The organism is Streptomyces sp. NPDC046831 (genome assembly GCF_040645305.1).
In the GTDB taxonomy this organism is placed as follows: domain Bacteria; phylum Actinomycetota; class Actinomycetes; order Streptomycetales; family Streptomycetaceae; genus Streptomyces.
This window is the reverse complement of sequence record NZ_JBEYXZ010000036.1, coordinates 44,957-71,500: the sequence shown is the minus strand read 5'-3', so window position 1 is coordinate 71,500 and position 26,544 is coordinate 44,957. Positions and strand designations below refer to the sequence as shown.

Below are 26,544 nucleotides of genomic sequence, written 5' to 3'. Positions count from 1 at the left end.
TGCAGGGGCAGCGGGTCGGAGGCGGTGACCAGCTCCCGCAGCGGATGGCGGGCCAGCACCGCGTCCACCTCCGGCGTCAACGCCGCCGCCAGCCGTGCGGAGGCCGGACGGTCCCCGTCCCGCAGGGCGTCCACGGCGGCCAGCACGACGTCCCGCTGCCCGTCCTCCTCGGGCACGCCGGCGGCCGCCCGCTCGTACAGCCGGGCGCCCTCCTCCAGCACCAGCTCGGTGTCGAGCCCGGCCGGGATCTTGATTCCGGCGTGGTGGCGCCAGGTGGTGACCGGGTCCCCCCAGGCCTCGACCGTGTACGTCCACAGCCCGGGCTCCCCGGCGGACACCGTGGCGCCCCAGCGGTCGGTGCCGGGGGCCAGTTCCCGCATCGGGGTCCACGGTCCGGGGCGGCCCCGCGGGTCCCGCAGCACCACGTTCGCCGCCACGGCGTCGTGCCCCTCGCGGAACACGGTGGCGGTGACCTGGAACGTCTCGCCCACGACCGCCTTGGCGGGGCGCCGGCCGCGCTGGACGACCGGGCGGACGTCGAGGACGGGGATCCGCCCCACGGCGGTGGCCTCGCCCGTGGCATGCGGATCCGCGGCGGCGGCCGGGGAGCTGCCGCGCCGCCCGGGTGGCGCGGCAGCGCCGGGTGTGCTGGTGGTCGGGGGTGGTGCCGAGTGGTGCGTGGCGGGCATGAACCGCTCCTGTCCGCGTCAACGAGGGTGTGGGCGGATGTCTGGGGGAGAAAGGTCCTGAGTGGTCCGGTGAGGTGTACCGGTGGAGCCTTCCCACCCTGTTCGGGTGAGCAATCCGGCACTTTGTTAACTACTCACGCGTATCTCCGCACCCGGGACCGGCTCCTACGCGCGGGAGCCACTGCCCGGGCTTCCGCCGCTACGAGCGCGGTACCCGCAAAACTGTGTTCGACGCCCCCCGGACCGGAGGATCTGACCGGCACGGTTTGGAAACCGGCCGACCGGTGGGCGCAGGCGGGCGGACGGGGGTCGCGCGGGGGCATGCGGGCGCACTCCCCGGCGAGGGCGACACGAACGCCGGTACCGTCAAGTTAGACGACGAGACGCACATCGCCGTGCGTCACCCTCGAACGCGCTGAGGTGGAATGTGAAGGCGATCCGCCGGTTCACCGTCCGTCCTGTCCTCCCCGAGCCCCTGCGGCCCATCGGCGAGCTGGCGCGCAATCTGCGCTGGTCCTGGCACGCAGAGACGCGCGACCTCTTCCAGTCCGTCGACCCCGAACGCTGGGCCGCCTGCGGCGGCGACCCGGTGCGGCTGCTCGGCGGCGTGGCGCCCGAGCGGCTCACCGAGCTGGCCGGGGACCGCCACTTCCTGCGACGCCTGCGGGCGGCCGCCGACGACCTGCACGACTACCTGAGCGGCGAGCGCTGGTACCAGACCCAGTCCGCCGAGCTGCCCGCGGCCGTCGCCTACTTCTCGCCCGAGTACGGCATCACCGCCGCCCTGCCGCAGTACTCCGGCGGCCTCGGCATCCTGGCCGGCGACCACCTGAAGGCCGCCAGCGACCTCGGCGTACCGCTGATCGGCGTCGGGCTGCTGTACCGGCACGGCTACTTCCGCCAGACCCTGTCCCGGGACGGGTGGCAGCAGGAGCACTACCCGGTCCTCGACCCCCACGAGCTGCCCCTGACCCAGCTGGAGGAGGCCGACGGCACCGCGGCGCGCGTCTCGCTCGCCCTGCCCGGCGGCAGGGCGCTGCACGCCCGGCTCTGGCTGGCCCAGGTCGGCCGGATCCCGCTGCTGCTCCTGGACTCCGACGTCGAGGAGAACGACCTCGGCGAGCGCGGGGTGACCGACCGGCTCTACGGCGGCGGCAGCGAGCACCGCCTGCTGCAGGAGATGCTGCTCGGCATAGGGGGCGTCCGGGCGGTGCGCACGTACTGCCGGCTCACCGGCCACCCCGAGCCGGAGGTGTTCCACACCAACGAGGGGCACGCGGGCTTCCTCGGCCTGGAGCGCATCGCCGAGCTCTGCGGCCAGGGGCTGGACTTCGACGCCGGGCTGGAGACGGTGCGGGCCGGGACCGTCTTCACCACGCACACGCCCGTCCCGGCCGGCATCGACCGCTTCGACCGCGAGCTGGTCGCCCGCCACTTCGGGCCCGGCGCCGAGCTGCCGGGCATCGACGTCCAGCGCATCCTGCAGCTCGGCATGGAGACCTATCCGGGCGGCGAGCCCGACCTGTTCAACATGGCCGTGATGGGCCTGCGCCTGGCGCAGCGCGCCAACGGCGTCTCCCTGCTGCACGGCCGGGTCAGCCGCGAGATGTTCTCCGGGCTGTGGCCGGGGTTCGACCCCGAGGAGGTGCCGATCACCTCGGTGACCAACGGGGTGCACGCCCCGACCTGGGTGGCCCCGGAGGTGTTCCGGCTCGGAGCCCGGCAGATCGGCGCCCAGCGCGCCGAGGACGCGCTGTCCGTCGGCGACTCGCCCCGCTGGGACTCCGTCGCCGACATCCCCGACCAGGACGTCTGGGACCTGCGCCGCGAACTGCGGGAGCAGCTGGTGATGGAGGTGCGGCGGCGGCTGCGCGCCTCCTGGCGCCAGCGCGGCGCCGGGGAGGCCGAGCTCGGCTGGATCGAGGGGGTGCTGGACCCCGGGGTGCTGACGATCGGCTTCGCGCGCCGGGTGCCGTCGTACAAGCGGCTGACGCTGATGCTGCGGGACCGGGACCGGCTGATGAGCCTGCTCCTGCACCCGGAGCGGCCGGTGCAGATCGTGGTCGCGGGCAAGGCGCACCCGGCCGACGACGGCGGCAAGCGGCTCATCCAGGAGCTGGTGCGGTTCGCCGACGACCCGCGGGTGCGCCACCGGATCGTCTTCCTGCCGGACTACGGCATGGGGATGGCGCAGAAGCTGTACCACGGCTGCGACGTCTGGCTGAACAATCCGCTGCGGCCGCTGGAGGCGTGCGGCACCTCCGGGATGAAGGCCGCGCTCAACGGCTGCCTGAACCTGTCGGTGCTGGACGGCTGGTGGGACGAGTGGTACCAGCCGGACTTCGGGTGGGCCGTGCCCACCGCGGACGGGGCGGGGGACGATCCCGACCACCGCGACGACGTCGAGGCGGCGGCCCTGTACGACCTGCTCGAACGGCGGGTCGCCCCGCGCTTCTACGAGCGCGGCCGGGCCGGGCTGCCCGAACGCTGGATCGAGATGGTCCGCCGGACGCTGTCCCTGCTCGGCCCGAAGGTGCTGGCCGGCCGGATGGTTCGTGAGTACGTCGAGCGCCTGTACACCCCGGCGGCCCTGGCGCACCGCGCGATGGACGCGGACGCGGCGCGCGAGCTCGCGGCGTGGAAGCGGCGGGTGCGCGCGGCCTGGCCCGGCGTGCGGGTCGAGCACGTGGAGACGTCGGCGGCGACGGCGACCGCGGAGCTGGGCGCCAGCCTCGGCCTGCGGGTGCGCGTCGGCCTGGGCGAGCTCGGGCCGGACGACGTCGAGGTGCAGGCGGTGTCGGGGCGGGTGGACGAGGAGGACCGGATCGCGGACGCGACCCCGGTCCCGCTGAAGCCGGCGGGCGGGCCGGACGCCGACGGCCGCTGGGTCTACGAGGGCGCGCTCTCCCTGGACCGCACCGGGCCCTTCGGTTACACGGTCCGCGTCCTGCCCGCGCACCGCCTGCTCGCCTCGGCGGCCGAGGCGGGTCTGGTGGCGGTGCCGTCGGAGGAGACGGGGGAGGGCGGCGGGGTGCTGATGAGGTGACCGTCAGTCCTCGCCGTCCTGCCCGCACAGCCGCCTCAGCACCATGCCGCACCGGCGGGCGTAGGCGTGCTGCAGGCCCCGGGTCGCCGGGCCGCCCGCGCGGGAGTACCACTTCGCCGGGCGGCTGAAGGCGGTCACCGTCAGCCAGACGGTGCCGTCGCCGGTGCGGTCCACGACGAAGGACTCCTCGCCGGTCTCCGGGTGCCCGGGCAGGGTGCCGTAGGCCCACCCGGCGCGGCGGGACTCCTCGACCGTCCACACCACACGGCACGGGGCCTTGATCACGCCGGCGAGGGTGACGGTGACGTCGACGCCGGGCGCGGCCCGCTCGGCGGTGGCGTCGACGCCGACGCCGACGGCCCGGTGCATCTGCCAGGTGAGGAGGGCCTCGGCGGCCCGGTCGAAGACGTCGTGGCCCTCGCCGACGCGTGTGCGCACGTGCATCGTGTGGAAGCCCGGGGGAAAGGAGGCGGGATCCTTGCGGGTCGCGCCGACCTCCTCGTAGGTGAAGGACATGGGCCCCAAGCCTAGGGTCTCCGGTGCGGATCGGGCCGGTGGTCAGGTGCGGTGCCGGGGTGATCCGAACGACAGGGGCCGGGTGCCGCGGCCGGACTCCCGCCGCGCCCCCGCGCGGCGGGAGTCCGGCCCGGAGACGGGACGGCACCCGGGAGGACCGGCCTCCCGGGTGCCGTTGCGTGGCTGTTCCGCGTCAGCCGCTGACGTTGACCGCGGTCCAGGCCGCGGCCACCGCGTTGTACTCGGCGCTGCCGGAGCCGTACAGCGCCGACGCCGCGCTCAGGGTCGCCGAGCGGGCGCCCTTGTAGTTCGTCGACGACGTCATGTAGGACGTCAGCGCCTTGTACCAGATCTGCAGCGCCTTGGCGCGGCCGATGCCGGTGACGGTGGAGCCGTTGTACGTCGGCGAGTTGTAGCTGACGCCGTTGATCGTCTTCGCGCCGCTGCCCTCGGACAGCAGGTAGAAGAAGTGGTTGGCCGGGCCGGACGAGTAGTGCACGTCCTTGCTGCGGAGGGTGGAGGACCAGTAGTCGGCGGACGCGCCGTCCTTGCTGGGCTTGTCCATGTAGCGCAGCGGGGTGCCGTTGCCGTTGATGTCGATCTTCTCGCCGATGAGGTAGTCACCGGCGTCGCTCGCGTTGCCCGCGGCGAACTCCACGCCCGTGCCGAAGATGTCGGAGGTCGCCTCGTTGAGACCGCCGGACTCGCCGCTGTAGTTGAGGCCGGCGGTGACGGAGGTGACGCCGTGGCTCATCTCGTGGCCGGCCACGTCCAGCGAGGTGAGCGGGTGGGTGTTGCCCGAGCCGTCGCCGTAGGTCATGCAGAAGCAGCTGTCGTCCCAGAAGGCGTTGACGTACGCGTTGCCGTAGTGGACGCGGGAGTAGGCGGCCTTGCCGTCGTTGCGGATGCCGCTGCGGCCGAAGGTGTTCTTGTAGAAGTCCCACGTGACCGCGGCGCCGTAGGCGGCGTCGGCGGCGGCCGTCTGGTCGCTGCTGGAGCTGGAGGCGGTGCCGGTGCCCCAGATGTCGTCGGCGTCGGTGAACAGCGTGCCGGTGCCGGAGGTGCCGCGGGCGAGGTTGTAGGTCTTGTGGCCGCCGCGCGTGGTGTCGTACAGCTGGTACGACGTGCCCGAGTTGTAGGTGTTGAGGGTCACCGTGCCCGAGTACAGGGTCTTGCCGGTGCCGGTCTCGATGGCCTGGTACTCGTGGAGCTTCGCGCCGGTGGCCGCGTCGGTGACGACGTGCAGCTCGTTCGGGGTGCCGTCGTCCTGGAGGCCGCCGACGACCGTCTCGTAGGCGAGGACCGGCGTGCCCTCGCCCGCCCAGATCACCTTGCGCGGGGCCTGGTCGGCGACGGTCTTCTCCGAGCCGGCGGCCTGCGCCGCGGTCAGCGCCTGCTTCTCCGCCTTGGCGGCGGCGATCTGCGGCTTGAGCGAGGCGACCTTCAGCGACGCGTTGGTCGCCTTCGTCACGCCCTGCGTCTTCCCCGACTTGTCGGTGTGGACGATGAGGTCGCCGCCGAGGACGGGCAGGCCCGCGTAGGTGCGCTCGTAACGGGTGTGGAGGCTGCCGTCGGCGTCCTTGACGACATCCTTGACGACCAGCTTCTCCTCGGCGCCGAGGCCTATCTGACGGCCCGTCTCCGCGACGTCCGCCTGGGCCTGCTGGATCAGCGAGGAGCGGGCGGAGGGCGTGAGCGCGGTGGGCGCGGCGGCGAGGGCCGTGCTTCCGGCGGGGGCGGCTGCCGCGGCCTGGGCCGAGGCGCTCGTGGTCAGAGCGGTGCCGAGGAGGGCTCCGGCCGCGACAGCGGTGGCGGCGGCCAGGGTGATGCGCTTGTTACGCGCGTAGCGGGGAGTCACACAAGCTCCTTGGGGGGAGTCCGGGACGGCGTGGGGCACCGGCCGGAATGGATGGGGGGTTCTGCGCTCGTGCGGCGGTGCACGAAGACTGGCACCTCCGCCGCGTACATGTCATGGGCGACAAGTGATGTTGGCCAAAACTTGACTGTCCGGTAAACGTTGCGGGCATGTGAACGGGCGCCGTTCCGGGCCTGTGACCTCCGGAACGGCGCCCTGTCCGCCGACGCCCGTGGGGCCTACGGGAAGGTCAGCTTCCAGCCGTCGATGTAGCCGGTGTCGTAGCTGGCCACGTCCTGGACGCGCAGCTGCCAAGTGCCGTTGGCGGGCTGGGTGGAGGCGTTGACCGTGTAGGTCGCGTGCACGTCGTCCGCCGAGTCGGAGCTGCTGGAGTTCTTCAGCCGGTAGGCGGTGCCGGACGGGCCGACCAGGTCGACCACGAGGTCACCGCGGTAGGTGTGCACGATGTCGACCGAGACCTGGAGGTTGGAGGGGGCGTTGCCGCTCCGGCCGGAGACGGTGATCGACGAGGTGACCGCCGAGCCGCGGTCCGGGATGGCGACGTCGGTGGTGCTCTCGAACGACGTGCCGCCACCGCCGCCACCGCCCGACCGCGAGCCGACCGCGACGCCCGCCCACGCGTCCTGCACCGCCTTGTACTCGGCGCTGGAGGTGCCGTACAGCTCACCCGCCGCCGCGAGCGTGCCGGTGCGGGCCCCCGCGTAGTTGGTCGTGGAGGTGAACTTCGTGGTCAGCGCCCGGTGCCAGATCGCCAGCGCCTTGTCCCGGCCGATGCCGGTGACCGCAAGCCCGTCCGCCGTGGGCGAGTTGTAGCTGACGCCGTTGACGACCTTGGCGCCGCTGCCCTCGGACAGGAGGTAGAAGAAGTGGTTGGCCGGACCGGACGAGTAGTGCACGTCCACCGATCCGATGCCGGAGTACCAGTTGTCCTTGGACGCGCCGTCCTTGCTGGGCTTGTCCATGTAGCGCAGCGGGCTGCCGTCGCCGTTGATGTCGATCTCCTCGCCGATGAGGTAGTCACCGATGTCCGAGGAGTTGCCGGCGTAGAACTCCACGCCCGTGCCGAAGATGTCGGAGGTCGCCTCGTTCAGACCGCCGGACTCGCCGCTGTAGTTGAGGTCCGCGGTGTTGGAGGTGACGCCGTGGCTCATCTCGTGGCCGGCCACGTCCAGCGAGGTGAGCGGGTGGGTGTTGCCCGAGCCGTCGCCGTAGGTCATGCAGAAGCAGCTGTCGTCCCAGAAGGCGTTGACGTACGCGTTGCCGTAGTGGACGCGGGAGTAGGCGGCCTTGCCGTCGTTGCGGATGCCGCTGCGGCCGAAGGTGCTCTTGTAGAAGTCCCAGGTGACCGCGGCGCCGTAGTGCGCGTCGGCGGCCGCCGTGGCCGCGTTGGACGCCGTGCCGTTGCCCCACGTGTCGCTGGTCTGCGAGAACAGGGTGCCGGTGCCGGAGGTGCCGCGGTTGAGGTTGTACGTCTTGTGGCCGCCGCGCGCGCCGTCGTTGAGCGTGTACGTCGAGCCGGACAGCGTGGTGGTCAGCGGCACCGTGCCGCTGTACATCGTGTTGCCGGTGCCGGTCTCGATGCCCTGGTACTCGTACAGCTTCGCGCCGGTGGCCGCGTCGGTGACGACGTGCAGCTTGTTCGGGGTGCCGTCGTCCTGCAGGCCGCCGACGACCGTCTCGTACGCCAGGACCGGCGTGCCGCTCGCCGCCCAGATCACCTTGCGGGCGCTGTCCGCCGCGGACCGGGTGCCGCCGAGGGCCTTGGCCCGCTCGACGGCCTGCTTCTCGGCGGCCGCCCGCGACACGTCCGGGGTGAGGTCGGAGACCTTCAGCGCGGCCCGCGTGGCCTTGATGACGTTCGTGGTCCTCCCCGAGGGGGTCGTCTCCACGACGAGGTCGCCGCCGAGGACGGGCAGGCCCGCGTAGGTGCGCTCGTAACGGGTGTGGAGGGTGCCGTCGGCGTCCTTGACGACGTCCTTGACGACGAGCTTCTCCCGGGCGCCGAGCCCGAGGTCGGCCGCCGTCCGCGCCGTGGCGCCGTCGGCGTCCCGGATCAGTTCGGCGCGCTGCGAGGGGGTGAGCTTCACCGCCGTGTGGGCCGAGGCGGTCCGGCCGGCGGACGCCTGGCCGGGGGCGGCGGTCGCGGTGCCGGACTGGACGGCCGCGGCGACCAGGGCGGCGACGCCGGCGAGAGCGACACCGGCCGTGCGGCGGCGCGAGGTGTGGGAGGTGCGTCTGCGGGAGGAACTGCTTCTCAACACTGACTCCTTCTGCGCGGCCGCGGATCGCGCGGCCAGGGGAGACCGGGCGGCGGGTCGGCCGTCCGGGCAGAACGGGGCGGAGCGCGGAACCAGGTGCGGAAGTGCCGGGCCGGACCACAGGCGGAACCGTGGGAGTCCTGTGACGTTGCTGTGAGGGTGGCCGTGGGAAGCGTGGCAGGAGATCACGGTTTCTGTCAGGAGCGCGTCAGGAACTTGGCCGGAAATCGTTCGTTGTCCGGATGTTCATGTTCGGTATACGGACAAGCTGCCGGGTGTGGGTACAAGGCGCCGGCTGCCCGTGCCGCCGCGGTGGCCGGATCGCATCGGTCCGGCCTGGTGCTCGGCGCACTCCGGCGTCGGTGTCCGAGCCTGTTCCTGAGCGGAGTCGAGGCGGTCGGGCCGGGCGGGCGGGACCGCCGAAGCGGGGTCCGTGCACGGGGACGGCCGCGTCACCCGGTGTGTGCTTCCGGCCCCGGGGCGCCCCGCCCGCCTGCGGCACTGCCCGGGCGCGGACGACGGTCGCTCAGCTCGCCGCGCGGCGGCGTGCCAGGCCACCCAGGAACGCGGTGCGGAGTGGGTGAAGTCGGCGTGTCGGCGAAAGCGCGGGTGCGGGCGCTGTCAGGCGCGAGGTGCCCTTCCACGGGGGGCAGCCGCACGCACCCGCGGGCCGGCGCTCCGTGCGGGTCGCCGCTCCGGCCGGGACGCCGCCCGGCCCCGCGGACCGGGGCAGGCGCGTCCCGCTAGCGTGCCCGCCCGCGCCCGGGCATCGGCCTCGGTGCGGGCCGTGCTCACCACACCGGTACGAGCGACCATCCCTCGTGCTGGCGCAGGGCCACGTGCCACACGGCCGCCGGCACCACCTCGACGCCGGGCAGGACGTGACCGGCTCCCAGGCCGCGGCCGGCCAGGCTGTCGGCGCACGCGAACAGGCGTGCCCCGGCCTGGCGCAGCCGCGCCGTCTGCTCCGCGGCCTCCTCGCCGAGGACCAGGTCGAGGCCCGCTCCGTAGAGGACGACCTCCACCTCGACCGGGCGGTCGGCCGCCGTCAGCAGGTTCGTCACCGCCCGCACCACGTGTTCGGGCCGGGGCGCGGCCACGACGGCGCGTACGGGACCGGTGGAAGCTGTTGCCGCCTTCATGGGCCCACCCTGGCACACGGCGGCCGGGGTCGGGCGACGCCGCGCAGCGGTGGCCCGCGGGCGCCCGGGAAAAGTCGGATCGTCTTCCCGCGGGGATGGCTTCTGCTCGCGACAGGAGCGCCGTCACGTCCGGTCCCCGCGAGCGGCGGCCCCGTCCTCCCCGTGAGCGGTCTCCCGAGCGGCGACCGCCTGGTCCCCATGGCCGGTTCGCGCCGCTCCGTCCCCGGGTGCCGCCCCGTCCCCGTGCCACGTCCTCCACAGGGCCGCGTACGCCCCGTCCGCCGCCACCAGTTCGTCGTGCGTACCGAGTTCCGTCAGCCGGCCGTCCTCCATCACGGCGACCCGGTCCGCGTCGTGCGCGGTGTGCAGGCGGTGCGCGATGGCGATCACCGTGCGGCCGCGCAGCACGGCGGCCAGGGCGCGCTCGGTGTGCCGGGCGGTCGCGGGGTCGAGCAGGGCCGTGGCCTCGTCCAGGATCAGCGTGTGCGGGTCGGCCAGCACCACGCGGGCGAGGGCGAGTTGCTGCGCCTGCGAGCCGTCGGTGCGGCAGCCGCCCGGCCCCAGCACGGTGTCCAGGCCGTCCGGCAGCCGCCGGACCCACTCGTCCGCGCCGACCGCGGCCAGGGCCTGCCACAGCTCCGCGTCACCGGCGTCCGGCGCGGCGATGCGCAGGTTGTCGCGGACCGTGCCGAGGAACACGTGGTGCTCCTGGGTGACCAGGACGACCTGCCGGCGCAGCCGCTCGGGCGCGAGGGCGGCGACCGGCACCCCGCCGACCGTCACCGACCCCGCGGTCGGCGCGTCGACACCCGCCAGCAGTCTGCTGAGCGTGGTCTTGCCGGCGCCGGACGGGCCGACCACGGCCAGCCGTTCACCCGGCCGCACCGCCAGGTCGATCCCGCGCAGCACCTCGCCTCCGTGCTCGTAGGCGTACCGGGCGCCCGACACCTCGATGCGGTCGTCCGCCGGCTCCGGAGGTTCCACCGGCTCCGCAGGTTCCGCCGCTCCCGGCGCGGCGGCGGGACCGGGGCCGCCCGCCCGCCCGGACGGGGCCCGGGGGCCGGGCGACCGCGTGGCGGCGGCCAGCCCCTCCACCCGCGCGAACGAGGCTCCGCTGCTCTGCAGTTGCTCCACCCGCATCAGCACCTGGTCCAGCGGTTCGGCCAGTTGCCGCAGGTACAGCGCGGCCGCCACCACCTCGCCCAGGCTGACCGCGCCGCGCGCGTGCAGCATCCCGCCGATCAGCAGCACGCCCGCCACGGGCAGCACGTACGACACATCCACCACGGGGAAGAACACCGAGCGCAGGTGCAGGGTGTACAGGCGGGTGCGGCGGGACGTCTCCAGCGCGTCGCGGCCGGCCGACGTCCGCCGGCGCCCGAGCCGGAACGCCTCGACCGTGCGGGCCCCGGCCGCCGTCGCCGCGAGGACCTCGGCGACGTCGGAGGTGGCCGCGCCCTCCGCGAGGTAGCCGTCCCGCGCCCGGCGCAGGTACCAGCGCAGGCCCCACCAGATCGGCGCCACCCCGAGCACCGCGACCGCGCCCAGCAGCGGGTCGAGCACGACGACCGCGCCGAGCAGGAACAGCGCCTGCGCCCCGTTGATCACCAGCTCGGGTCCGGCGTCGCGCAGGGTGGTGCCGACGGTGGCCACGTCGGCGGTGCCACGCGCCGTCAGGTCACCGGTCCCGGCCCGCTCGACCACCGACGCGGGCAGGGCCAGCGTCCGGTCGACGAACTCCTCGCGCACCCGGGCGAGCGTTCGCTCCCCGAACCGGTGGCCCACGTACCGCGCCCAGCGCGCCAGCAGCACCTGCGCCGTCGCGCACACGAGGATGCCCAGCGCCGGCCCGTCCACGGCGTCCGTCCCCCGTCCGGCCCGGACCCCGTCGATGATCCTCCCGAGCAGCCACGGTCCGGCGAGCCCGGCCGCGGCGGTCAGCGCGTTCAGGGCGACCGCGGCGGCGAACGCCCGCCCGTCGGCCCGTACCAGCCGTACGGCGGCCCGCCGCACCTGGCCGCGGGAGGCGACGGGAAGCCGCCCCGAGCCGTCCACCGCCGCGGTCACCGGACGGCCCCCTCGGCGCCGCCGGCCCGCCCGGCCTTGCCGGTGCCCTCCGCCGCTCCCGTCCGCTCCGCCTCCGCCTCCCGCGCCACCAGCGCCCGGTAACCGGGCTCCCGGGTGAGGAGCTCGCGGTGGCGGCCGGTGGCGGCGACCTTGCCGTCGACCAGGTAGTGCACGGTGTCCGCGTGGTCGAGCAGGAGCGGGGACGTGGTGGTCACCACGGTCGTACGGCCCGGGCGCGCCCGCCGCAGCCGCTCGGCGACCACCGCCTCGGTGTGCGCGTCGAGCGCCGAGGCCGGCTCCACGGCGAGCAGCACCTCGGGGTCGGCCAGCAGTGCCCGCGCCAGCCGCACCCGCTGCCGCTGGCCGCCGGACAGGCTGCGGCCCTGGGCCGCCACCGGTGAGTCGAGGCCGTCGGGCAGGTGCCGCACGATGTCGTCCGCCGCGGCCGCGTGCACCGCCCGCGTCAGCTCCTCCTCCGTGTGCTCCCCGCGCCCGTCGACCAGCTCCCGCAGCGGCCCGGCGAACAGGTCGGCCTCGTGGTCGGCGACCAGGATCCGCGCGCGGACCTGGGCGAGCGGGACGTCGGCCAGCGGGACGCCGCCCCAGGTCGCCGCCGAGGGCGCGTACCGGCCCAGCCGGTCGACGACGGCCACCGCGTCGGCGGGGCGGGCGCAGACGAGCGCCGTCAGCCGGCCCGGCAGCACCCGGACCCCGGAGTCCGCGTCGTGCAGCACCGACGGCTCCGCGGGGGCCTCGCGCGTGCCGGTGTCCGCGGCCGGCTCCAGCCGCAGCAGCCGCACGACCCGGCGGGCGGCCACCAGGGCGCGGCTCAGCTGCCGGCCCATCTCGATGAGGAACGCCACCGGCCCCACCAGCACCGCGACGTACCCGTACACCGACACCAGCTCCCCCACGGTGATCTCCCCGCGGGCGGCGAGCCGGGCCGCCGGCCAGGTCACCGCGGCGAGGAACAGGGTGGGCAGCCCCACCCCGAGTGACTGGATCCAGCTGGTCACCGCGCCCACCCGGTAGCCCTGGGCCAGCAGCCGGCCGGAGTCCCGGCGGAAGGCGCCGGCGAGGAGGTCCTTGCCGCCGAGGCCGCCCAGGACGCGCAGACCGCCCGCGAGGTCGCCGATCCGCGCGGTCAGCACACCCTGGCGCTCGCGGTACTCGCCCTCCGCGCCCTGCAGGCGCCCGAGCAGCGGGCCCACCACCACGGCGGTCAGCGGCACCCCGAGCAGCACCACCACGGCCAGCAGCGGCGAGAGCGACAGCAGCAGCGCGGCGACGACCGCGCAGACGACGACCGAGCCGATGCCGGGGCCCACCATCGTCAGCGACTGGCTGATCGTCTGCACGTCGCCGACGCCGATGGTGACGACCTCCCCGGCGCCCACCCGCCCGGGCAGCGCCGCCCCGAGCCGTACGGCCTGCTGGACGACGACCTTGACCGTGCGGAAGTTGGCGTCCATGCGCACCAGCGTCATCGTGCGGTGCCGCATCACGCCCACCCAGGCGTTGACCGTCCCGGTCGCGACCAGCGCACCCGTCCAGCCGGCCAGCGCGGCCGTGTCGCCCCGCTGGAGCCCGTCGTCGATCGCCCGGGACAGCAGATAGGGCGCCGCCGCCAGCAGCACCATCCAGGCACTGGCCAGCACCGCCCCCGCCAGGCACCGTCCCGGCTGCCGGGCGACCAGCCACCACAGGTACCGGGCGCCGCCCCGGCAGTCGGGGGTGCCGGGGTCCTCGTACGCGTCGATCACCGCGGCCCCCGGCTCACGCGAGGCTGTCGCGCCAGGCCCGGTGCAGGGCGGCGAAGCGGCCCGTGCCGGCGATCAGGTCGGCCGGGCGGCCGTCCTCCACGATCCGGCCGCGCTCCATCACCAGCACCCGGTCGGCGATCTCCACCGTGGACAGCCGGTGCGCGATCACCACGGCCGTACGGCCCGTCAGCACCGTGGCCATCGCGCGCTGCACCGCCTTCTCGCCCGGCACGTCGAGCGAGCTGGTCGCCTCGTCGAGGATCAGCACCGCCGGGTCGGCGAGCAGCGCCCGGGCGAACGCCACCAGCTGGCGCTGGCCGGCGGAGACGCGGCCGCCGCGCTTGCGGACGTCCGTGTCGTAGCCGTCGGGCAGGGCGGCGATGAAGTCGTGGGCGCCGATCGCCTTCGCCGCCTGCTCGATCTCCTCGCGGGTCGCGTCGGGGCGGCCGATGGCGATGTTGTCGGCGACCGTGCCGGAGAACAGGAATGCCTCCTGCGTCACCATCACGACCCCGCGCCGCAGCTCGGGCACGGTCAGGTCGCGCAGGTCGACCCCGTCGAGCAGGACCCGCCCGGCGGTCGGGTCGTGGAACCGGGCCAGCAGCTTGGCCAGCGTCGACTTGCCCGCGCCGGTGGAGCCGACCACCGCGACCGTCTGCCCGGCCGGGACGGTCAGGTCGAAGCGGGGCAGCACCTCGCCGCCGGTGCGGTAACCGAAAGCCACCCCGTCGAAGACGACCTCGCGGCCGGGCAGCTCCGAGCGGCGGGCCGGCAGCCGCTTCGGCGCGGAGGGCTCGGGCACGGACGGCGTCTGGGCCAGCAGCCCCGCGATCTTCTCCAGCGAGGCCGCCGCCGACTGGTAGGAGTTGAGGAACATGCCGAGCCGGTCGATCGGGTCGTACAGACGGCGCAGGTACAGCACCGCGGCCGCCAGCACGCCCAGCTCCAGCGATCCGCCCGCCACCCGGTGCGCGCCCCACAGCACGATCAGCGCGACCGCCGTGTTGGCCACCAGCCGCGATCCGACGACGTAGCGGGCCATCTCCAGGAGCGAGTCGCCGTTGGTCCGTTGGTGCCGCCGGTTCAGGACGCCGAATCCGGCGTCGTTGGCGGCCTCGCGGCGGAACGCCCGGACCGGCCGGATGCCGTTCATCGTCTCCACGAACTTCACGATCACCGCCGCGATCGCGGTGGACCGCGCCCGGAAGACACGTCCCGCGCGCCGCTGGTAGAGGCGGATCAGCAGGTACAGCGGCCCGAAGGAGGCCACCGCGACCGCGCCGAGCCCGAGGTCCAGCCACAGCAGCGTCGCCGAGATGTACCCGAACGACAGGACGACGGTGACGAGTTCCTGCAGCCCCTCGTTCAGCAGCTCGCGCAGCGACTCGACGTCCGTCGTGGACCGGGAGATGAGCCGGCCCGAGGTGTACCGCTCGTGGAAGTCGACGCTGAGTGCCTGCGCGTGCCGGAAGATCCGGCCGCGCAGGTCCAGCAGCACGTCCTGGCTGACGCGGGCCGAGGTGACGATGAAGGCGTACTGCAGCGCGCCGGACGCCGCCGCGCACAGCAGGTAGGCGACGGCGACCGCGGCCAGCGGGCCGCGGTCCCCGTCGCGCAGCGCCGGTACGGCCCGGTCGATCGTGTAGGCGACCAGCAGCGGGCCCGCCTGGACCGCCGCCTGCTGGAGCAGCAGCAGGAGCGTGGTGAGGGCGACACGGGCCCGCATCGGCGCGAGCAGGGAGCGCAGCAGGGCGGTGGTCGCGCCCGGCGGCGTGGGCAGGACATCGCGGTCGAAGGGGTCGCCGGTGTCCTTCCCGCCCGGCCGGTCCGGTTCGTCGTCGGCGACGGCGACGGACGTCGTGGGGGCCGTCATCGGGCGTCCTCCTGTTCCCCGGACATCAGGTGCGCGTACTCGGGGTTGCCGCGCAGCAGTTCGTGGTGGGTGCCGACGGCGGCGATCCGGCCGCCGGAGAGCAGGGCGACCCGGTCGGCGAGCAGGACCGTGGAGGGGCGGTGCGCCACGATCAGCGCGGTCGTGCCGGCGAGGACCTGCCGCAGCGCGGCCTCCACGGCGGCCTCGGTGTGCACGTCGAGGGCGGACAGGGGGTCGTCCAGCACGAGGAAGCGGGGGCTGCCGACGACGGCGCGGGCGAGGGCGACCCGCTGCCGCTGGCCGCCGGAGAGACTGAGGCCCTGCTCGCCGACGCGGGTGCCGGCGCCCTGCGGGAGGGCGTGCACGAAGTCGGCCTGCGCGACGGCGAGCGCCCGGTCCAGCTCGGCGGCGCCCGCCCGGTCGCCGGCGCCCATCAGGACGTTCTCGCCGACGCTCGCGGAGAACAGGGTGGGCTCCTCGAAGGCCACGGCGACCCTGGCCCGCAGCTCCTCGCGGGGCATGGCCGTGATGTCCTCGCCGTCCAGGGTGATCCGGCCCGAGGTCACCTCGTACAGGCGGGGCACCAGGGCGGTGAGAGTGGTCTTGCCGCTCCCGGTCGCGCCGACCAGGGCCATGGACTCGCCCGAGCGGACGTGGAGGTCGACGCCGTCGAGGATCGGCGGGGAGCCGGGCGGGGCGTCGGGGTGGCGGAAGCGGACCCGCTCGAAGCGCAGGCCGTCCCCGCGCCCGGCGCCCGCGCCCGGCCGGGGGACGTCGCGCGGGCCGGCGCCGCGGGCCGGGCGCGCGGACGCGCCCGCGTGGGCGTCGCCCGAACGGGGAGCGCCCGCTTCGCCCGTCCGTGCCGGCCCGGTGCCTTGCGGGCGTGCGGCGCCCGGGGATCGAGGACGGCCCGCGGCCGCGGCGGGGGAGCCGCCGGGCTCCTCCGGCTCGGCGTCCAGCACCTCGAAGTACCGCTCCGTCGCCGTCGCCGCCTCCTGGCTCATCGCCAGCAGGAACCCGATGGACTCCACCGGCCACCGCAGCGCCAGCGCCGTCGACAGGAACGCCACCAGGGTGCCCGCCGACAACTGCCCGTCCGCCACCCGTACGGCCCCCACCACCAGTGCCGCCCCGACGGACACCTCCGGCAGGGTCATGATGACCGCCCAGATCGAGGCCAGCAGGCGGGACTTGCGCAGCTCCGTCTCCCGCAGCGTGCGCGCCAGCTCACCGAACGCCCGCGCCTGGCTCCGGTGCCGCCCGAAGCCCTTGACGACGCGGATGCCGAGCACGCTCTCCTCGACCACGGTCGTCAGGTCGCCCACCTGGTCCTGGGCGCGCCGCGCCGCGTCGGCGTAGCGCTTCTCGAAGACCACGCAGGTGAGAAGCACGGGCAGGGCGGGTCCGAGGACGACCAGCCCCAGCGTCCTGTCCTGCAGCAGCATGACGACGACGCCGACGACGATCGTCACCGAGTTGACCAGCAGGAACGTCAGCGGGAAGGCGAGGAACATCCGCAGCAGCATCAGGTCCGTCGTGCCCCGCGACAGCAACTGCCCGGACGCCCACCGGTCGTGGAAGGCCACCGGCAGCCGCTGCAGGTGCCCGTACAGGTCCGCCCGCATCCGCGCCTCGACGTGCGACAGCGGCCGGGCCACCAGCCACCGCCGCAGCCCGAACAGCAGCGCCTCGGCCAGTCCGAGCAGCAGCAGGTACAGCGCGCCGAGCCACACGCCGCCGGGGTCCCGGTGGGCGACCGGCCCGTCGACCATCCACTTCAGGACCAGCGGTATCACCAGCCCCAGGCAGGAGGCGACGACCGCGACGAACGCGGCGGTGAACAGCCGCAGGCGCACGGGCCGCACGTACGGCCACAGCCGCAGCAGGGTGCGGACGGCGCTCCGGCCGGTACGGTCCTCGGGGGGTGTGGGGTGAGTGGCCATCAGAAGGGAGCGTACGGACTGGCCCGGGCGCCGCCCACCGAGTTTCTGCCGGACTTCTCTCCGTCGCTGGTCCTACGACCTGCGTGGACGTCAGGCGGCCACCCTCAGCAGCAGCACCGAGCGGGCGGGCACGGTGATCGCCGTCCCCGCCCGGTGCCCGGTGCCCGGCGCCCCGGACTGGTCCTCGCGGGAGGTGTCGACGACGACGTCGTAGCGCGTCGCCCACGGCGGCCCCGGCAGCTCGAAGTCCACAGGGCCCTCCCCGGCGTGCAGGACGGCCAGGAAGCTGTCGTCGACGATCGCCGCGCCGCGCTCGTCCCGGCCGGGGATGTCCCGGCCGGACAGGTACATCCCCAGGGTGGCCGCGGGCGCGTACCAGTCGCCCTCCGTCATCTCCGTGCCCCGCGGGGTGAACCAGGCCAGGTCCCGCAGCCCGTCCGCCGAGTGCGCCCGGCCGGAGAAGAACGCCCGGCGGCGCAGCACCGGGTGCCGGTGGCGCAGGCCGATCAGGCGGGAGGTGAGCTGGAACAGGGCCTGCCAGCCCGGCTCCTCCAGCAGCCCCCAGTCCAGCCAGCCGATCTCGTTGTCCTGGCAGTAGGCGTTGTTGTTGCCGCGCTGGGTGCGGCCCATCTCGTCGCCGGCGACCAGCATCGGCACACCCGTCGACAGCAGCAGCGTGGTCATCAGGTTGCGCAGCTGCCGGCGCCGCAGCGCCCGCACGTCCTCGTCGCCGGTCTCGCCCTCCACGCCGTGGTTGGCGGAGCGGTTGTCGTTCGTGCCGTCCCGGTTGGCCTCGCCGTTGGCCTCGTTGTGCTTGCGCTCGTACGACACCAGGTCCCGCAGGGTGAAACCGTCGTGCGCGGTGACGAAGTTGACCGACGCGTACGGGCGCCTCCCACCCCATGCGTACAGGTCGCTGGAGCCCGACAGGCGGTAGCCCATCTCCCGCACGTCGGGCAGGGCGTGGCGCCAGAAGTCCCGGACGGTGTCGCGGTAGCGGTCGTTCCACTCCGTCCACAGCGGCGGGAAGGCCCCCACCTGGTAGCCGCCCGAGCCGACGTCCCACGGCTCGGCGATCAGCTTCACCCGGCGCAGCACCGGGTCCTGGGCGATCACGGCGAGGAACGGCGACAGCATGTCGACGTCGTGCATGGAGCGGGCGAGCGCGGCCGCCAGGTCGAAGCGGAAGCCGTCCACCCCCATCTCCGTCACCCAGTACCGCAGCGAGTCGGTGATCAGGCGCAGCACGTGCGGCTGCACCACGTGCAGGGTGTTGCCGCAGCCGGTGTAGTCGGCGTACCGGCGGGCGTCCGGCGTCAGGCGGTAGTAGCCGCGGTTGTCGATGCCCCGCAGGGAGAGGGTGGGGCCCAGCTCGTTCGCCTCGGCCGTGTGGTTGTAGACGACGTCCAGGACGACCTCGATCCCGGCCGCGTGCAGGGCGCGCACCATGCGCTTGAACTCGCCGACCTGCTGCCCGGCCGTGCCGGAGGCGGCGTAGGCGGCGTGCGGGGCGAAGTAGCCGATCGAGTTGTAGCCCCAGTAGTTGCGCAGGCCCCGGCGCAGCAGGTGGTCCTCGTGCGCGAACTGGTGCACCGGCAGCAGCTCCACCGCCGTCACGCCCAGCTTCACCAGGTGCTCGATCGCCGCCGGGTGCGCGAGGCCCGCGTAGGTGCCCCGCAGTGCGGGCGGTATGTCCGGGTGCAGCCGGGTGAAACCGCGCACGTGCAGCTCGTAGATGACCGAGTCCGCCCACGGTGTCTTGGGACGCCGGTCGTGCGCCCACTCGTCGTCGGCGCCGGCGTCGTCGTGCACCACGACGCCCTTGGGCACATGGGGAGCGGAGTCGCGCTCGTCGCGCACGGTGTCGGCGACGGACTGGTCCGGCCAGTCCCGCACGTGCCCGTACACCTCCGGCGGCAGCCGGAACTCGCCGTCCACCGCCCGGGCGTACGGGTCCAGCAGCAGCTTCGCCGGGTTCCAGCGGGCGCCCGTCCACGGGTCCCAGCGGCCGTGCACCCGGTAGCCGTAGCGCTGCCCCGGCATCACGCCGGGCACGAAGCCGTGCCAGATCTCGTGCGTCAGCTCGGTCAGGCGGACCCTGGTCTCCCTGCCGTGCGGTCCCGGCCCGTCGAAGAGGCACAGCTCGACCGCCTCCGCCCCGCCCGCCCACAGCGCGAAGTTGGTGCCCGCCACCCCGTCGGGGCCGGTCCGGAAACGGGCGCCCAGCGGCGTCGGCGCACCCGGCCACACGGCCGGACCCGGCGGCGGGACGGCCCGGCGGGTGCCGTGCGCGACGGCGGCCGGGCGCCATTCCCCGGCGGCCCGCCCGCCCGCGACCGCCTCCTGCTCGGCTGCGCTGGACACCTGTGCGCCTCCCGCGGCTCCTGGAACGACAGGGAAAAGGGCGTGCGGCGTCCCGGCCGCGGTTCCCTCGGTGCGTCGTCCTCCCCTCTGTTCTGCCCAAAGCTCGGGTCGCACTCACGTTTCCCCGGAGCGTGCCCGGTCGTTGGGCAGTCCGTGAGGCACGTACAAGGGCGCGCACGGCGCGCGAGGGCCGCGCTGGCCGCCGTACTGACGTGGGCAGGACTGCTGGCCGCGGCCGCCGGCTGCACCTCCGGCGGCACGGGCGGATTCGGCGGGATGTTCGGCAAACAGCCGTCGGCCGAGGACGTGATCCGCGTCTCCCCGCGGGACGGCAGCAAGGACGTCCGCCCCGGGAGCAGGCTGCGGGTCCGGGCGGCCGGCGGACGGCTGGAGTCCGTGAAGGTCGTCAAGTCCCGGGACGCGCAGGACACCCCGGTGCCCGGGCACTTCTCCCGCGACCGCCGGCACTGGGAACCCGGGGAGGACCGGCTCGCCCTCGCCGCCAGGTACACGGTCGACGCGGTCGCCGTCGACGGCGGCGGGCGCCGCTCCGCGCGGCACACCACGTTCACCACCTTCGTCCCCGAGCAGCGCTTCATCGGCTACGTCACCCCGGAGAACCGCTCCACCGTCGGCACCGGGATGATCGTCTCGCTGGAGTTCAACCGGAAGATCACCGACCGCGCGGCCGTCGAGCGCGCCGTGCACGTCACGGCCAGGCCCCCCGTCGAGATCCGCCCGCACTGGTTCGGCGGGGACCGCGTCGACTTCCGCCCCCGGAACTACTGGAAGCCGGGCACCCGGGTCACCGTCGACCTGCGGCTGCGGGACGTCGAGGGGGCGCCCGGCGTCTACGGGCAGCAGTACCGGCGCTTCTCCTTCACCATCGGCCGCAGCCAGGTCTCCCGGGTCGACGCGGCCGCGCACACCATGGAGGTCCGGCGCGACGGCGCGCTGCTGGCCACTCTCCCGATCACCGCCGGCGCGCCCGGCGCCACCACGTACAACGGCACGATGGTGATGACGGAGATGCTCGAGGTCACCCGCATGAACGGCAGCACGGTCGGCTTCGGCGGCGAGTACGACATCCCGGACGTCCCGCACGCCATCCGGCTGACCGAGTCGGGCACCTTCGTGCACGGCAACTACTGGGCCGAGGAGGACGTCTTCGGCCGGGTCAACGTCAGCCACGGCTGCGTGGGCCTGCGGGACGTCAAAGGCGGCGGGTCCGACACCCCGGCGGGCTGGTTCTTCGACCGCAGCCTCGTCGGCGACGTCGTCGAAGTGGTCGGCAGCAGGGACAAGAAGGTCGCCCCGGACAACGGCCTCGGCGGGTGGAACATGAGCTGGGCCGACTGGAAGCGCGGCAGCGCGGTCAAGTGACCCGGGCCCCGCGCGGCCGACCCCCGCCGCGGGGGCCGAAGTTGGAACGGAACAGTGACAGTTCCCGCTCGCCCACCGCCCTGACCTTGCAGTTACCATGCGCGCACGCGCGCTGTCGCGCTGGTGTACGGGCCTGATGACCAGGCCGGGGGAGGGGAGACCAACTTGAACGTGCGGCCGATACGGGGGGCGTCGGTTGACGCGCGAGCGCGGGTGCGCAGGGGACTGGCGCTCGTGGCGGGGGCGCTGCTGGTCACGCTGACGGCGTGCGGCGGGTCAGGCTCGGGGCCGGAGTCCGGCGGGGGCAAGGACAAGGACTCCGAGCAGGCCGGGAGCGCGCAGTCGCAGGCCGTCGTCACCATCGCGCCGAAGGACGGCGCGAAGTCCGTGGACACCAGCGGCACCCTGAAGGTCGCCGCGAGCAGGGGCACGCTGACCCGGGTGGTGGTCAAGGACGACCAGGGCACCGCGATACCCGGGACGATCACCGGCGGCGGCACCGCCTGGACGCCCGCCGGCCACCTGGCCGCGGCCACCACGTACACGGTGCACGCGGTCGCCAAGGACTCCGCGGGCCGCCAGGCGGCCGAGGACTCCAGCTTCACCACCCTGACGCCGAAGAACACCTTCGTCGGCACCTTCACCCCCGAGGACGGCTCCACCGTCGGCGTGGGCATGCCGTTCTCCCTCCGCTTCACCCGGGGCATCACCCACCCCGAGGACGTCGAGAAGGCCATCCGCATCACGACCGTGCCCGCCGTCGACGTCCAGGGCCACTGGTTCGGCAACGACCGCCTCGACTTCCGCCCGGAGCAGTACTGGAAGGCCGGCACGAAGGTCACCGTCCGCCTCGCCCTCGACGGGGTCGAGGGCCGGCCCGGCGTCTACGGCAAGCAGTCCAAGACCGTCTCCTTCACCATCGGCCGCAGCCAGGTGTCCGTGGTGGACGCCGGCAAGCACACGATGAAGGTCATGCGCGACGGCAAGCTGTTCAAGACCCTGCCCGTCACCACCGGCAAGCCCGGCTACGAGACGTGGAACGGCCAGATGGTCATCAGCGAGAAGCTGACGGTGACCCGCATGAACAGCGAGACGGTCGGTTACGGCGGCGAGTACGACATCAAGGACGTCCCGCACGCCATGCGCCTGACCACCTCCGGCACCTTCGTCCACGGCAACTACTGGGGCGGCGGCGCCTTCGGCAACTACAACGCCAGCCACGGCTGCGTCGGCATCAGGGACGTGCGCGGCGGCCACGACAGCGGCGTGCCGGCCGCCTGGTTCTTCGACCACTCGATGATCGGCGACGTGGTCGTCGTCAAGAACTCCCACGACGGCACCGTCGCCCCGGACAACGGGCTCAACGGCTGGAACATGTCCTGGGACAAGTGGACGGCCTGAGGCCCTGCCTCCGCCCCGGCCCCCGGGGCCGGGGACGCGGCCCGGTGTGACGGAGCGCACCGGGCCGTTCCCCGTTAGTGGCCGTTAACCTGCTGGGCATGACCGTAACTCTGGAAGTCGCCGAGGGCGTCGGCACGCTGCGCCTGGACCGCCCGCCCATGAACGCGCTCGACGTCGCCACGCAGGACCGGCTCAGGGAACTCGCCGAGGAGGCCACCCGCCGCGAGGACGTGCGCGCCGTGGTGATCTACGGCGGCGAGCGGGTGTTCGCGGCGGGCGCGGACATCAAGGAGATGCAGGCGATGGACCACACGGCGATGGTCCTGCGCGCCCGTGCCCTGCAGGACTCCTTCACGGCGGTGGCCCGCATCCCCAAGCCGGTGGTGGCCGCGGTGACGGGCTACGCGCTCGGCGGCGGCTGCGAACTCGCCCTCTGCGCGGACTACCGCATCGCCGCGGACAACGCCAAGCTCGGCCAGCCGGAGATCCTGCTGGGGCTGATCCCCGGCGCCGGCGGCACCCAGCGCCTGGCCCGCCTGATCGGCCCGTCCAGGGCGAAGGACCTCATCTTCACGGGCCGTCAGGTCAAGGCCGACGAGGCCCTGACGCTCGGCCTGGTGGACCGGGTCGTGCCGGCCGCCGAGGTGTACACCGAGGCGCACGCCTGGGCGGCGAAGCTCGCCCAGGGCCCGGCGATCGCGCTGCGCGCCGCCAAGGAGTCGGTCGACACCGGCCTGGAGACGGACATCGACACGGGCCTCACCGTGGAACGGAACTGGTTCGCGGGCCTGTTCGCCACCGAGGACCGCGAGCGGGGCATGCGCAGCTTCGTCGAGGAGGGCCCCGGCAAGGCGAAGTTCCTCTGAGGCGACCGCCGTCCCCCCTGCCACGGACGTGACGTCCGTTCCGGGTCCCTCGATGGGGCGGATTCCGGGCGCCTGAGGCGCTCGCCGGCCCGCTTCGTCGAGGGAGCCCGGCGCCTGCCGCGCGCCGAGCCGTCCGCGCAGCTCAGGGGTGCCGCCCCGGCCGCCGAAGTGCCGCCGGCACATGACAGGGGCCCGGCGCGGGGCGGGGCGCCCGGGGGGCGTATTCCCCGGGATCGGCCCCGGAGCGCGGCCCGGACGGCCATGATGGGGGGCATGGCGGGGCTGGAGGGTATCGAACAGCCGCGGGGACAGGAACGTGCGGCCGCGGCGCGCTGGTCGCCCACGGTCGAGGACGAACGGGCGCTCAAGGCGCTGGAGTTGTTCGGCAATCCGACGGAGTCCGAGGTTCCGCTGCCGTCCCTCCCGGAGTCCGCCGCCACCGCCCGCCGGCTGGTCCAGGTCGTCGTCCTGCGCCACTGGGGACTGTCGCCGAAGACGACGGAGGACACCGTCCTGCTCGTCTCGGAACTGGTGGGCAACGCCGTGCGCCACACCGGCGCCCGCGTCTTCGGCCTGCGCATGCGCCGCCGCCGCGGCTGGATCCGCGTCGAGGTCCGCGACCCCTCCCGCGGCCTGCCCTGCCTGATGCCCGTTCAGGAGCTGGACGTCAGCGGCCGCGGCCTGTTCCTCGTCGACACCCTCTCCGACCGCTGGGGCGTGGACCTGCTGCCCCGCGGCAAGACCACCTGGTTCGAGATGCGGGTGCCCGAGCGCTGACGCCCTCCGCCGCGCACCGTCCGCCGCGCACCGTGTCGGCTCATCCGGAAGTGGCGGCTGCCCGACGGCGGCAGCCCCGACATGGGCGGCGTCTCCGCCGACGGCTAAGGTCCTGTGGCTGTCCGGACGCTACGACGCGGAGATGTACGCGATCGACACCCGCACCGGCGCGCTGCTCGCCCGCATCAAGGTCGGCAGCGGGCCGCACGGCCTCGCGGTCTTCCCGCAGCCGGGCCGGTGCTCACCGGGCCACACGGGCGTCTTCCGCTGACCGGCGCCCGGCTGGACGGGCGGCCGCCGTAGCACCGGCGGCGACGCGCGGCCCACCGGCGCCCCCGCCGGAGCCTCACTGTGGTTCGCCCGGCGCCTGGTCGACACGGTGGGGGCCGCCCGGCGGCGGGGCGTCGCACCCGAGGCGCCCGAGGCCGACGCCGTGCTGCGCGAACTCTTCGGGCACGCCGACTCCGCCGCCGTGCTGGAGCGGCTGGAGACGGCCTGCGACGACCGGATGGCCCGCTACCGCGAACTGCTGTGTGCCGTGATCGGCCGCCCCCTGAGTCCGCACCGCGAGGAGTTCGCCGGGGTGGTCGCCGCACTGCGCGTGCGCACGGGCCGTTAATCTGACCTGCGTCACTACGACAGCGAGACAGAAGAACGCGACACAAAGGGGCGGACCGGTGGCGGACATCGAGGAAGCACGCAAGCAGTTCCAGCGGATCGATGCGGACGGTGACGGGTTCATCACCGCCGCCGAGTTCAAGTCCGCCCTCGCGCGGGGAGGCGACTGGCACGTCACCGAGACGGTGGCCGAGGCCGTCATCAGGACGCGTGACCTGAACGGCGACAAGATCCTGTCGTTCGACGAGTTCTGGGCGTACCTGAGCAAGTGACCGGACGGAAGGGGCGCCGGGCCGTCACGGCCGGGCGCCCCTTCGTCGTGCCCCCGACGTGGTGCGGCCCTTGTCGTGCCGTCCCGCGTCGCGCCGTCCCGCCCGGGCCGCCACCCGTTCGGACTCGTCCGGAATAGCCCGCCCCGCACATGGGTTGCCGTGCCTGACAGGACGTCCGCAAGGACACCGACCCCTGGAAGGGCGAGGCGGGTTCAGACATGAAGATCGGCATCATCGGGGCGGGCAACATCGGCGGCAACCTCACCCGGCGGCTCACCGCCCTCGGGCACGACGTCTCCGTCGCCAACAGCCGCGGTCCCCAGACGCTCACCGCACTGGCCGAGGAGACCGGCGCGACGCCCGTCCGCGTCGAGGACGCGGCACGCGGCGCCGAGATCGTCGTGGTCACCGTCCCGATGAAGGCGGTGCCGGACCTGCCCTCCGGTCTGCTCGACGGGGCTGCCGCGGACGTGGCGGTCATCGACACCGGCAACTACTACCCGCAGCAGCGCGACGGGAAGATCGCGGGCATCGAGGACGACGGACTGACCGAGAGCCGCTGGACCGAACGCCAGATCGGCCACCCCGTGATCAAGGCCTTCAACGGCACCTACGCTCAGGACATCCTGGACCGCCCCCGGCCGGCCGGTGACCCGGCGCGGACGACGCTCCCGGTGGCCGGCGACGACGAGGCGGCCAAGCGCAAGGTCCGCGCCCTGATCGACGAGCTCGGCTTCGACACCGTGGACGCCGGCGGCCTGGACGACTCCTGGCGCCAGCAGCCCGGCACCCCGGTCTACGGCCTGCAGGCCGGCACCGCCGAGGTCACCCGCGCCCTCGCCGAGGCCTCCCCGGAGCGCACGGCGGACTGGCGGGCGTAAGGCCGGCGTCCCGAGCCGTCCGCCCGGGAGGCGGACGCGGTGCAGGAGGGTCGCCGGCGGACGGTGCGGGCCGGGCGGGCAGCACGGCCCCCACCGGGGCACGTCCGGCTGCTGCCGACCGCGGCGGTCGTCCCGCCCCTGTGGCCGCCCTACGGAGTCGCCCAGTCGCGCAGGGCCGCGCGGGTGGAGAACGCGGCCACGTTCTTGTCGTGGGGATCGCTCGTGTACTGGTGGAAGCGCCACGGGGCCTTGATGCGGGGCTTGCCCGCGGTGACGTAGTCGGCGATCCACAGGCCGTCGCCCGCGTAGGAGGTGTCGTCCACGTTCAGCCAGAAGTGGCGGTTGCAGTACAGGAGCACCCGGTGGTGGGGCCGCAGCTCCTTGACCTTGCGGATGAAGCGGTCCTTCTCGGCGTTCGAGGCGTGAGTGCCGTCACCGGTGGTCTCCCAGTCCACCGCGAGGATGTCGCCGGCCCGCTCCGGGGCCTTGGAGACGAAGTACTCGGCCTGGGCCGTGAGGTTGCCCGGCCACAGGAAGTGGTAGAAGCCGACGACCAGACCGGCGTCGCGGCCGCGCTTCGTCTGGGCGGCGAGCTTGGGGTTGACGTAGCTGCGGCCCTCCGTCGCCTTGATGAAGACGAAGGAGAGACCGTCCGTGTCGTAGGCGGAGGACTGGTACGCGCTCACGTCGATGCCGCGAAGCATGGGAACTCCCTGAAAGTGCCGTGGGGGAAAAGGAGTTGGTGTAGGTCTTCTGCCCCGTCCCGCCCCAGCCGATCCCTGCCGGCGGCCCGAACACCCGTACCACTC

General features: G+C 74.1%; 17 protein-coding genes and 2 pseudogenes. 8 read left to right on the top strand and 11 right to left on the bottom strand.

Translation table 11 applies throughout. The features are described 5' to 3' along the window. Nucleotides 1-689: maltotransferase domain-containing protein (locus tag ABZ920_RS25575; RefSeq protein ID WP_361509370.1), on the bottom strand; the 689-nt coding region annotated here is incomplete at its 3' end. Nucleotides 690-1,116: 427 nt separating this feature from the next. Between ABZ920_RS25575 and ABZ920_RS25570 the strand changes: the two genes are divergently transcribed. Continuing rightward, entirely contained in the window at nt 1,117-3,735 is a 2,619-nt protein-coding gene (locus tag ABZ920_RS25570) for a glycosyltransferase family 1 protein (RefSeq protein ID WP_361509368.1), read from the top strand. A 3-nt stretch (nt 3,736-3,738) separates the two neighbouring features. Here the strand turns inward: ABZ920_RS25570 and ABZ920_RS25565 are convergent, their stop codons facing one another. From ABZ920_RS25565 to glgX, 9 genes are all read right to left on the bottom strand, one after another. Next, the gene (locus ABZ920_RS25565) at nt 3,739-4,251 is read right to left on the bottom strand and encodes a DUF1990 domain-containing protein (RefSeq protein WP_361509365.1); all 513 of its coding nucleotides are present in this window, start codon (nt 4,249-4,251) and stop codon (nt 3,739-3,741) included. Nucleotides 4,252-4,444: 193 nt separating this feature from the next. Next, entirely contained in the window at nt 4,445-6,109 is a 1,665-nt protein-coding gene (locus ABZ920_RS25560) for a M4 family metallopeptidase (RefSeq protein ID WP_361509362.1), read from the bottom strand. 236 nt (nt 6,110-6,345) lie between these two features. Beyond that, the gene (locus ABZ920_RS25555; RefSeq protein WP_361509359.1) at nt 6,346-8,385 is read right to left on the bottom strand and encodes a M4 family metallopeptidase; all 2,040 of its coding nucleotides are present in this window, start codon (nt 8,383-8,385) and stop codon (nt 6,346-6,348) included. Nucleotides 8,386-9,176: 791 nt separating this feature from the next. After that, nucleotides 9,177-9,527, bottom strand: a complete 351-nt coding sequence (locus ABZ920_RS25550) for a DsrE family protein (RefSeq protein WP_361509356.1) — start codon at nt 9,525-9,527, stop codon at nt 9,177-9,179. Between the two features lie 123 nt (nt 9,528-9,650). Then, a complete protein-coding gene (locus tag ABZ920_RS25545) occupies nt 9,651-11,594 on the bottom strand; it encodes an ABC transporter ATP-binding protein (RefSeq protein WP_361509353.1) in 1,944 nt (647 codons plus the stop codon). Beyond that, nucleotides 11,591-13,357: an ABC transporter ATP-binding protein gene (locus ABZ920_RS25540; RefSeq protein ID WP_361509350.1), complete on the bottom strand. Its 1,767-nt coding sequence runs from the start codon at nt 13,355-13,357 to the stop codon at nt 11,591-11,593. Before ABZ920_RS25540 ends, ABZ920_RS25545 begins: the two co-directional genes overlap by 4 nt. Nucleotides 13,358-13,370: 13 nt before the next feature. Beyond that, a complete protein-coding gene (locus ABZ920_RS25535) occupies nt 13,371-15,230 on the bottom strand; it encodes an ABC transporter ATP-binding protein (RefSeq protein WP_361509347.1) in 1,860 nt (619 codons plus the stop codon). Then, nucleotides 15,227-17,173, bottom strand: coding sequence for an ABC transporter transmembrane domain-containing protein (locus ABZ920_RS25530; RefSeq protein WP_361509344.1), 1,947 nt, complete (start codon nt 17,171-17,173; stop codon nt 15,227-15,229). Before ABZ920_RS25530 ends, ABZ920_RS25535 begins: the two co-directional genes overlap by 4 nt. A gap of 90 nt (nt 17,174-17,263) precedes the next feature. Then, a complete protein-coding gene (gene glgX / locus ABZ920_RS25525; protein WP_361509341.1) occupies nt 17,264-19,537 on the bottom strand; it encodes a glycogen debranching protein GlgX in 2,274 nt (757 codons plus the stop codon). Between the two features lie 153 nt (nt 19,538-19,690). On the opposite strand from glgX, the gene ABZ920_RS25520 reads away from it, so the two are divergent. The 7 genes and pseudogenes from ABZ920_RS25520 to ABZ920_RS25490 all read left to right on the top strand — a co-directional run. Beyond that, nucleotides 19,691-20,920 carry an Ig-like domain-containing protein gene (locus ABZ920_RS25520; protein ID WP_361509338.1) on the top strand — a complete coding sequence of 410 codons (1,230 nt, stop codon included), beginning with the start codon at nt 19,691-19,693 and terminating at the stop codon, nt 20,918-20,920. A gap of 165 nt (nt 20,921-21,085) precedes the next feature. Continuing rightward, nucleotides 21,086-22,321: an Ig-like domain-containing protein gene (locus ABZ920_RS25515; protein ID WP_361509335.1), complete on the top strand. Its 1,236-nt coding sequence runs from the start codon at nt 21,086-21,088 to the stop codon at nt 22,319-22,321. Nucleotides 22,322-22,419: 98 nt separating this feature from the next. Beyond that, nucleotides 22,420-23,187 (top strand): enoyl-CoA hydratase-related protein, encoded by a 768-nt coding sequence (locus ABZ920_RS25510; protein WP_361509332.1) that lies wholly within the window; start codon nt 22,420-22,422, stop codon nt 23,185-23,187. 261 nt (nt 23,188-23,448) lie between these two features. Beyond that, a pseudogene (locus tag ABZ920_RS25505) lies at nt 23,449-24,235 on the top strand (ATP-binding protein). A gap of 108 nt (nt 24,236-24,343) precedes the next feature. Then, complete coding sequence (locus tag ABZ920_RS25500) at nt 24,344-24,583, top strand: hypothetical protein (protein WP_361509330.1); 240 nt, start codon at nt 24,344-24,346, stop codon at nt 24,581-24,583. A 58-nt stretch (nt 24,584-24,641) separates the two neighbouring features. Continuing rightward, nucleotides 24,642-24,854 (top strand): EF-hand domain-containing protein, encoded by a 213-nt coding sequence (locus tag ABZ920_RS25495; protein WP_361509327.1) that lies wholly within the window; start codon nt 24,642-24,644, stop codon nt 24,852-24,854. Between the two features lie 209 nt (nt 24,855-25,063). Next, nucleotides 25,064-25,735: pseudogene (locus ABZ920_RS25490) on the top strand (NAD(P)-binding domain-containing protein); the annotation flags it as partial. A gap of 149 nt (nt 25,736-25,884) precedes the next feature. On the opposite strand, the gene ABZ920_RS25485 reads toward ABZ920_RS25490, so the two are convergent. Continuing rightward, nucleotides 25,885-26,439, bottom strand: a complete 555-nt coding sequence (locus ABZ920_RS25485; RefSeq protein WP_361509325.1) for a glycoside hydrolase family 25 protein — start codon at nt 26,437-26,439, stop codon at nt 25,885-25,887. Nucleotides 26,440-26,544: the final 105 nt, after the last annotated feature.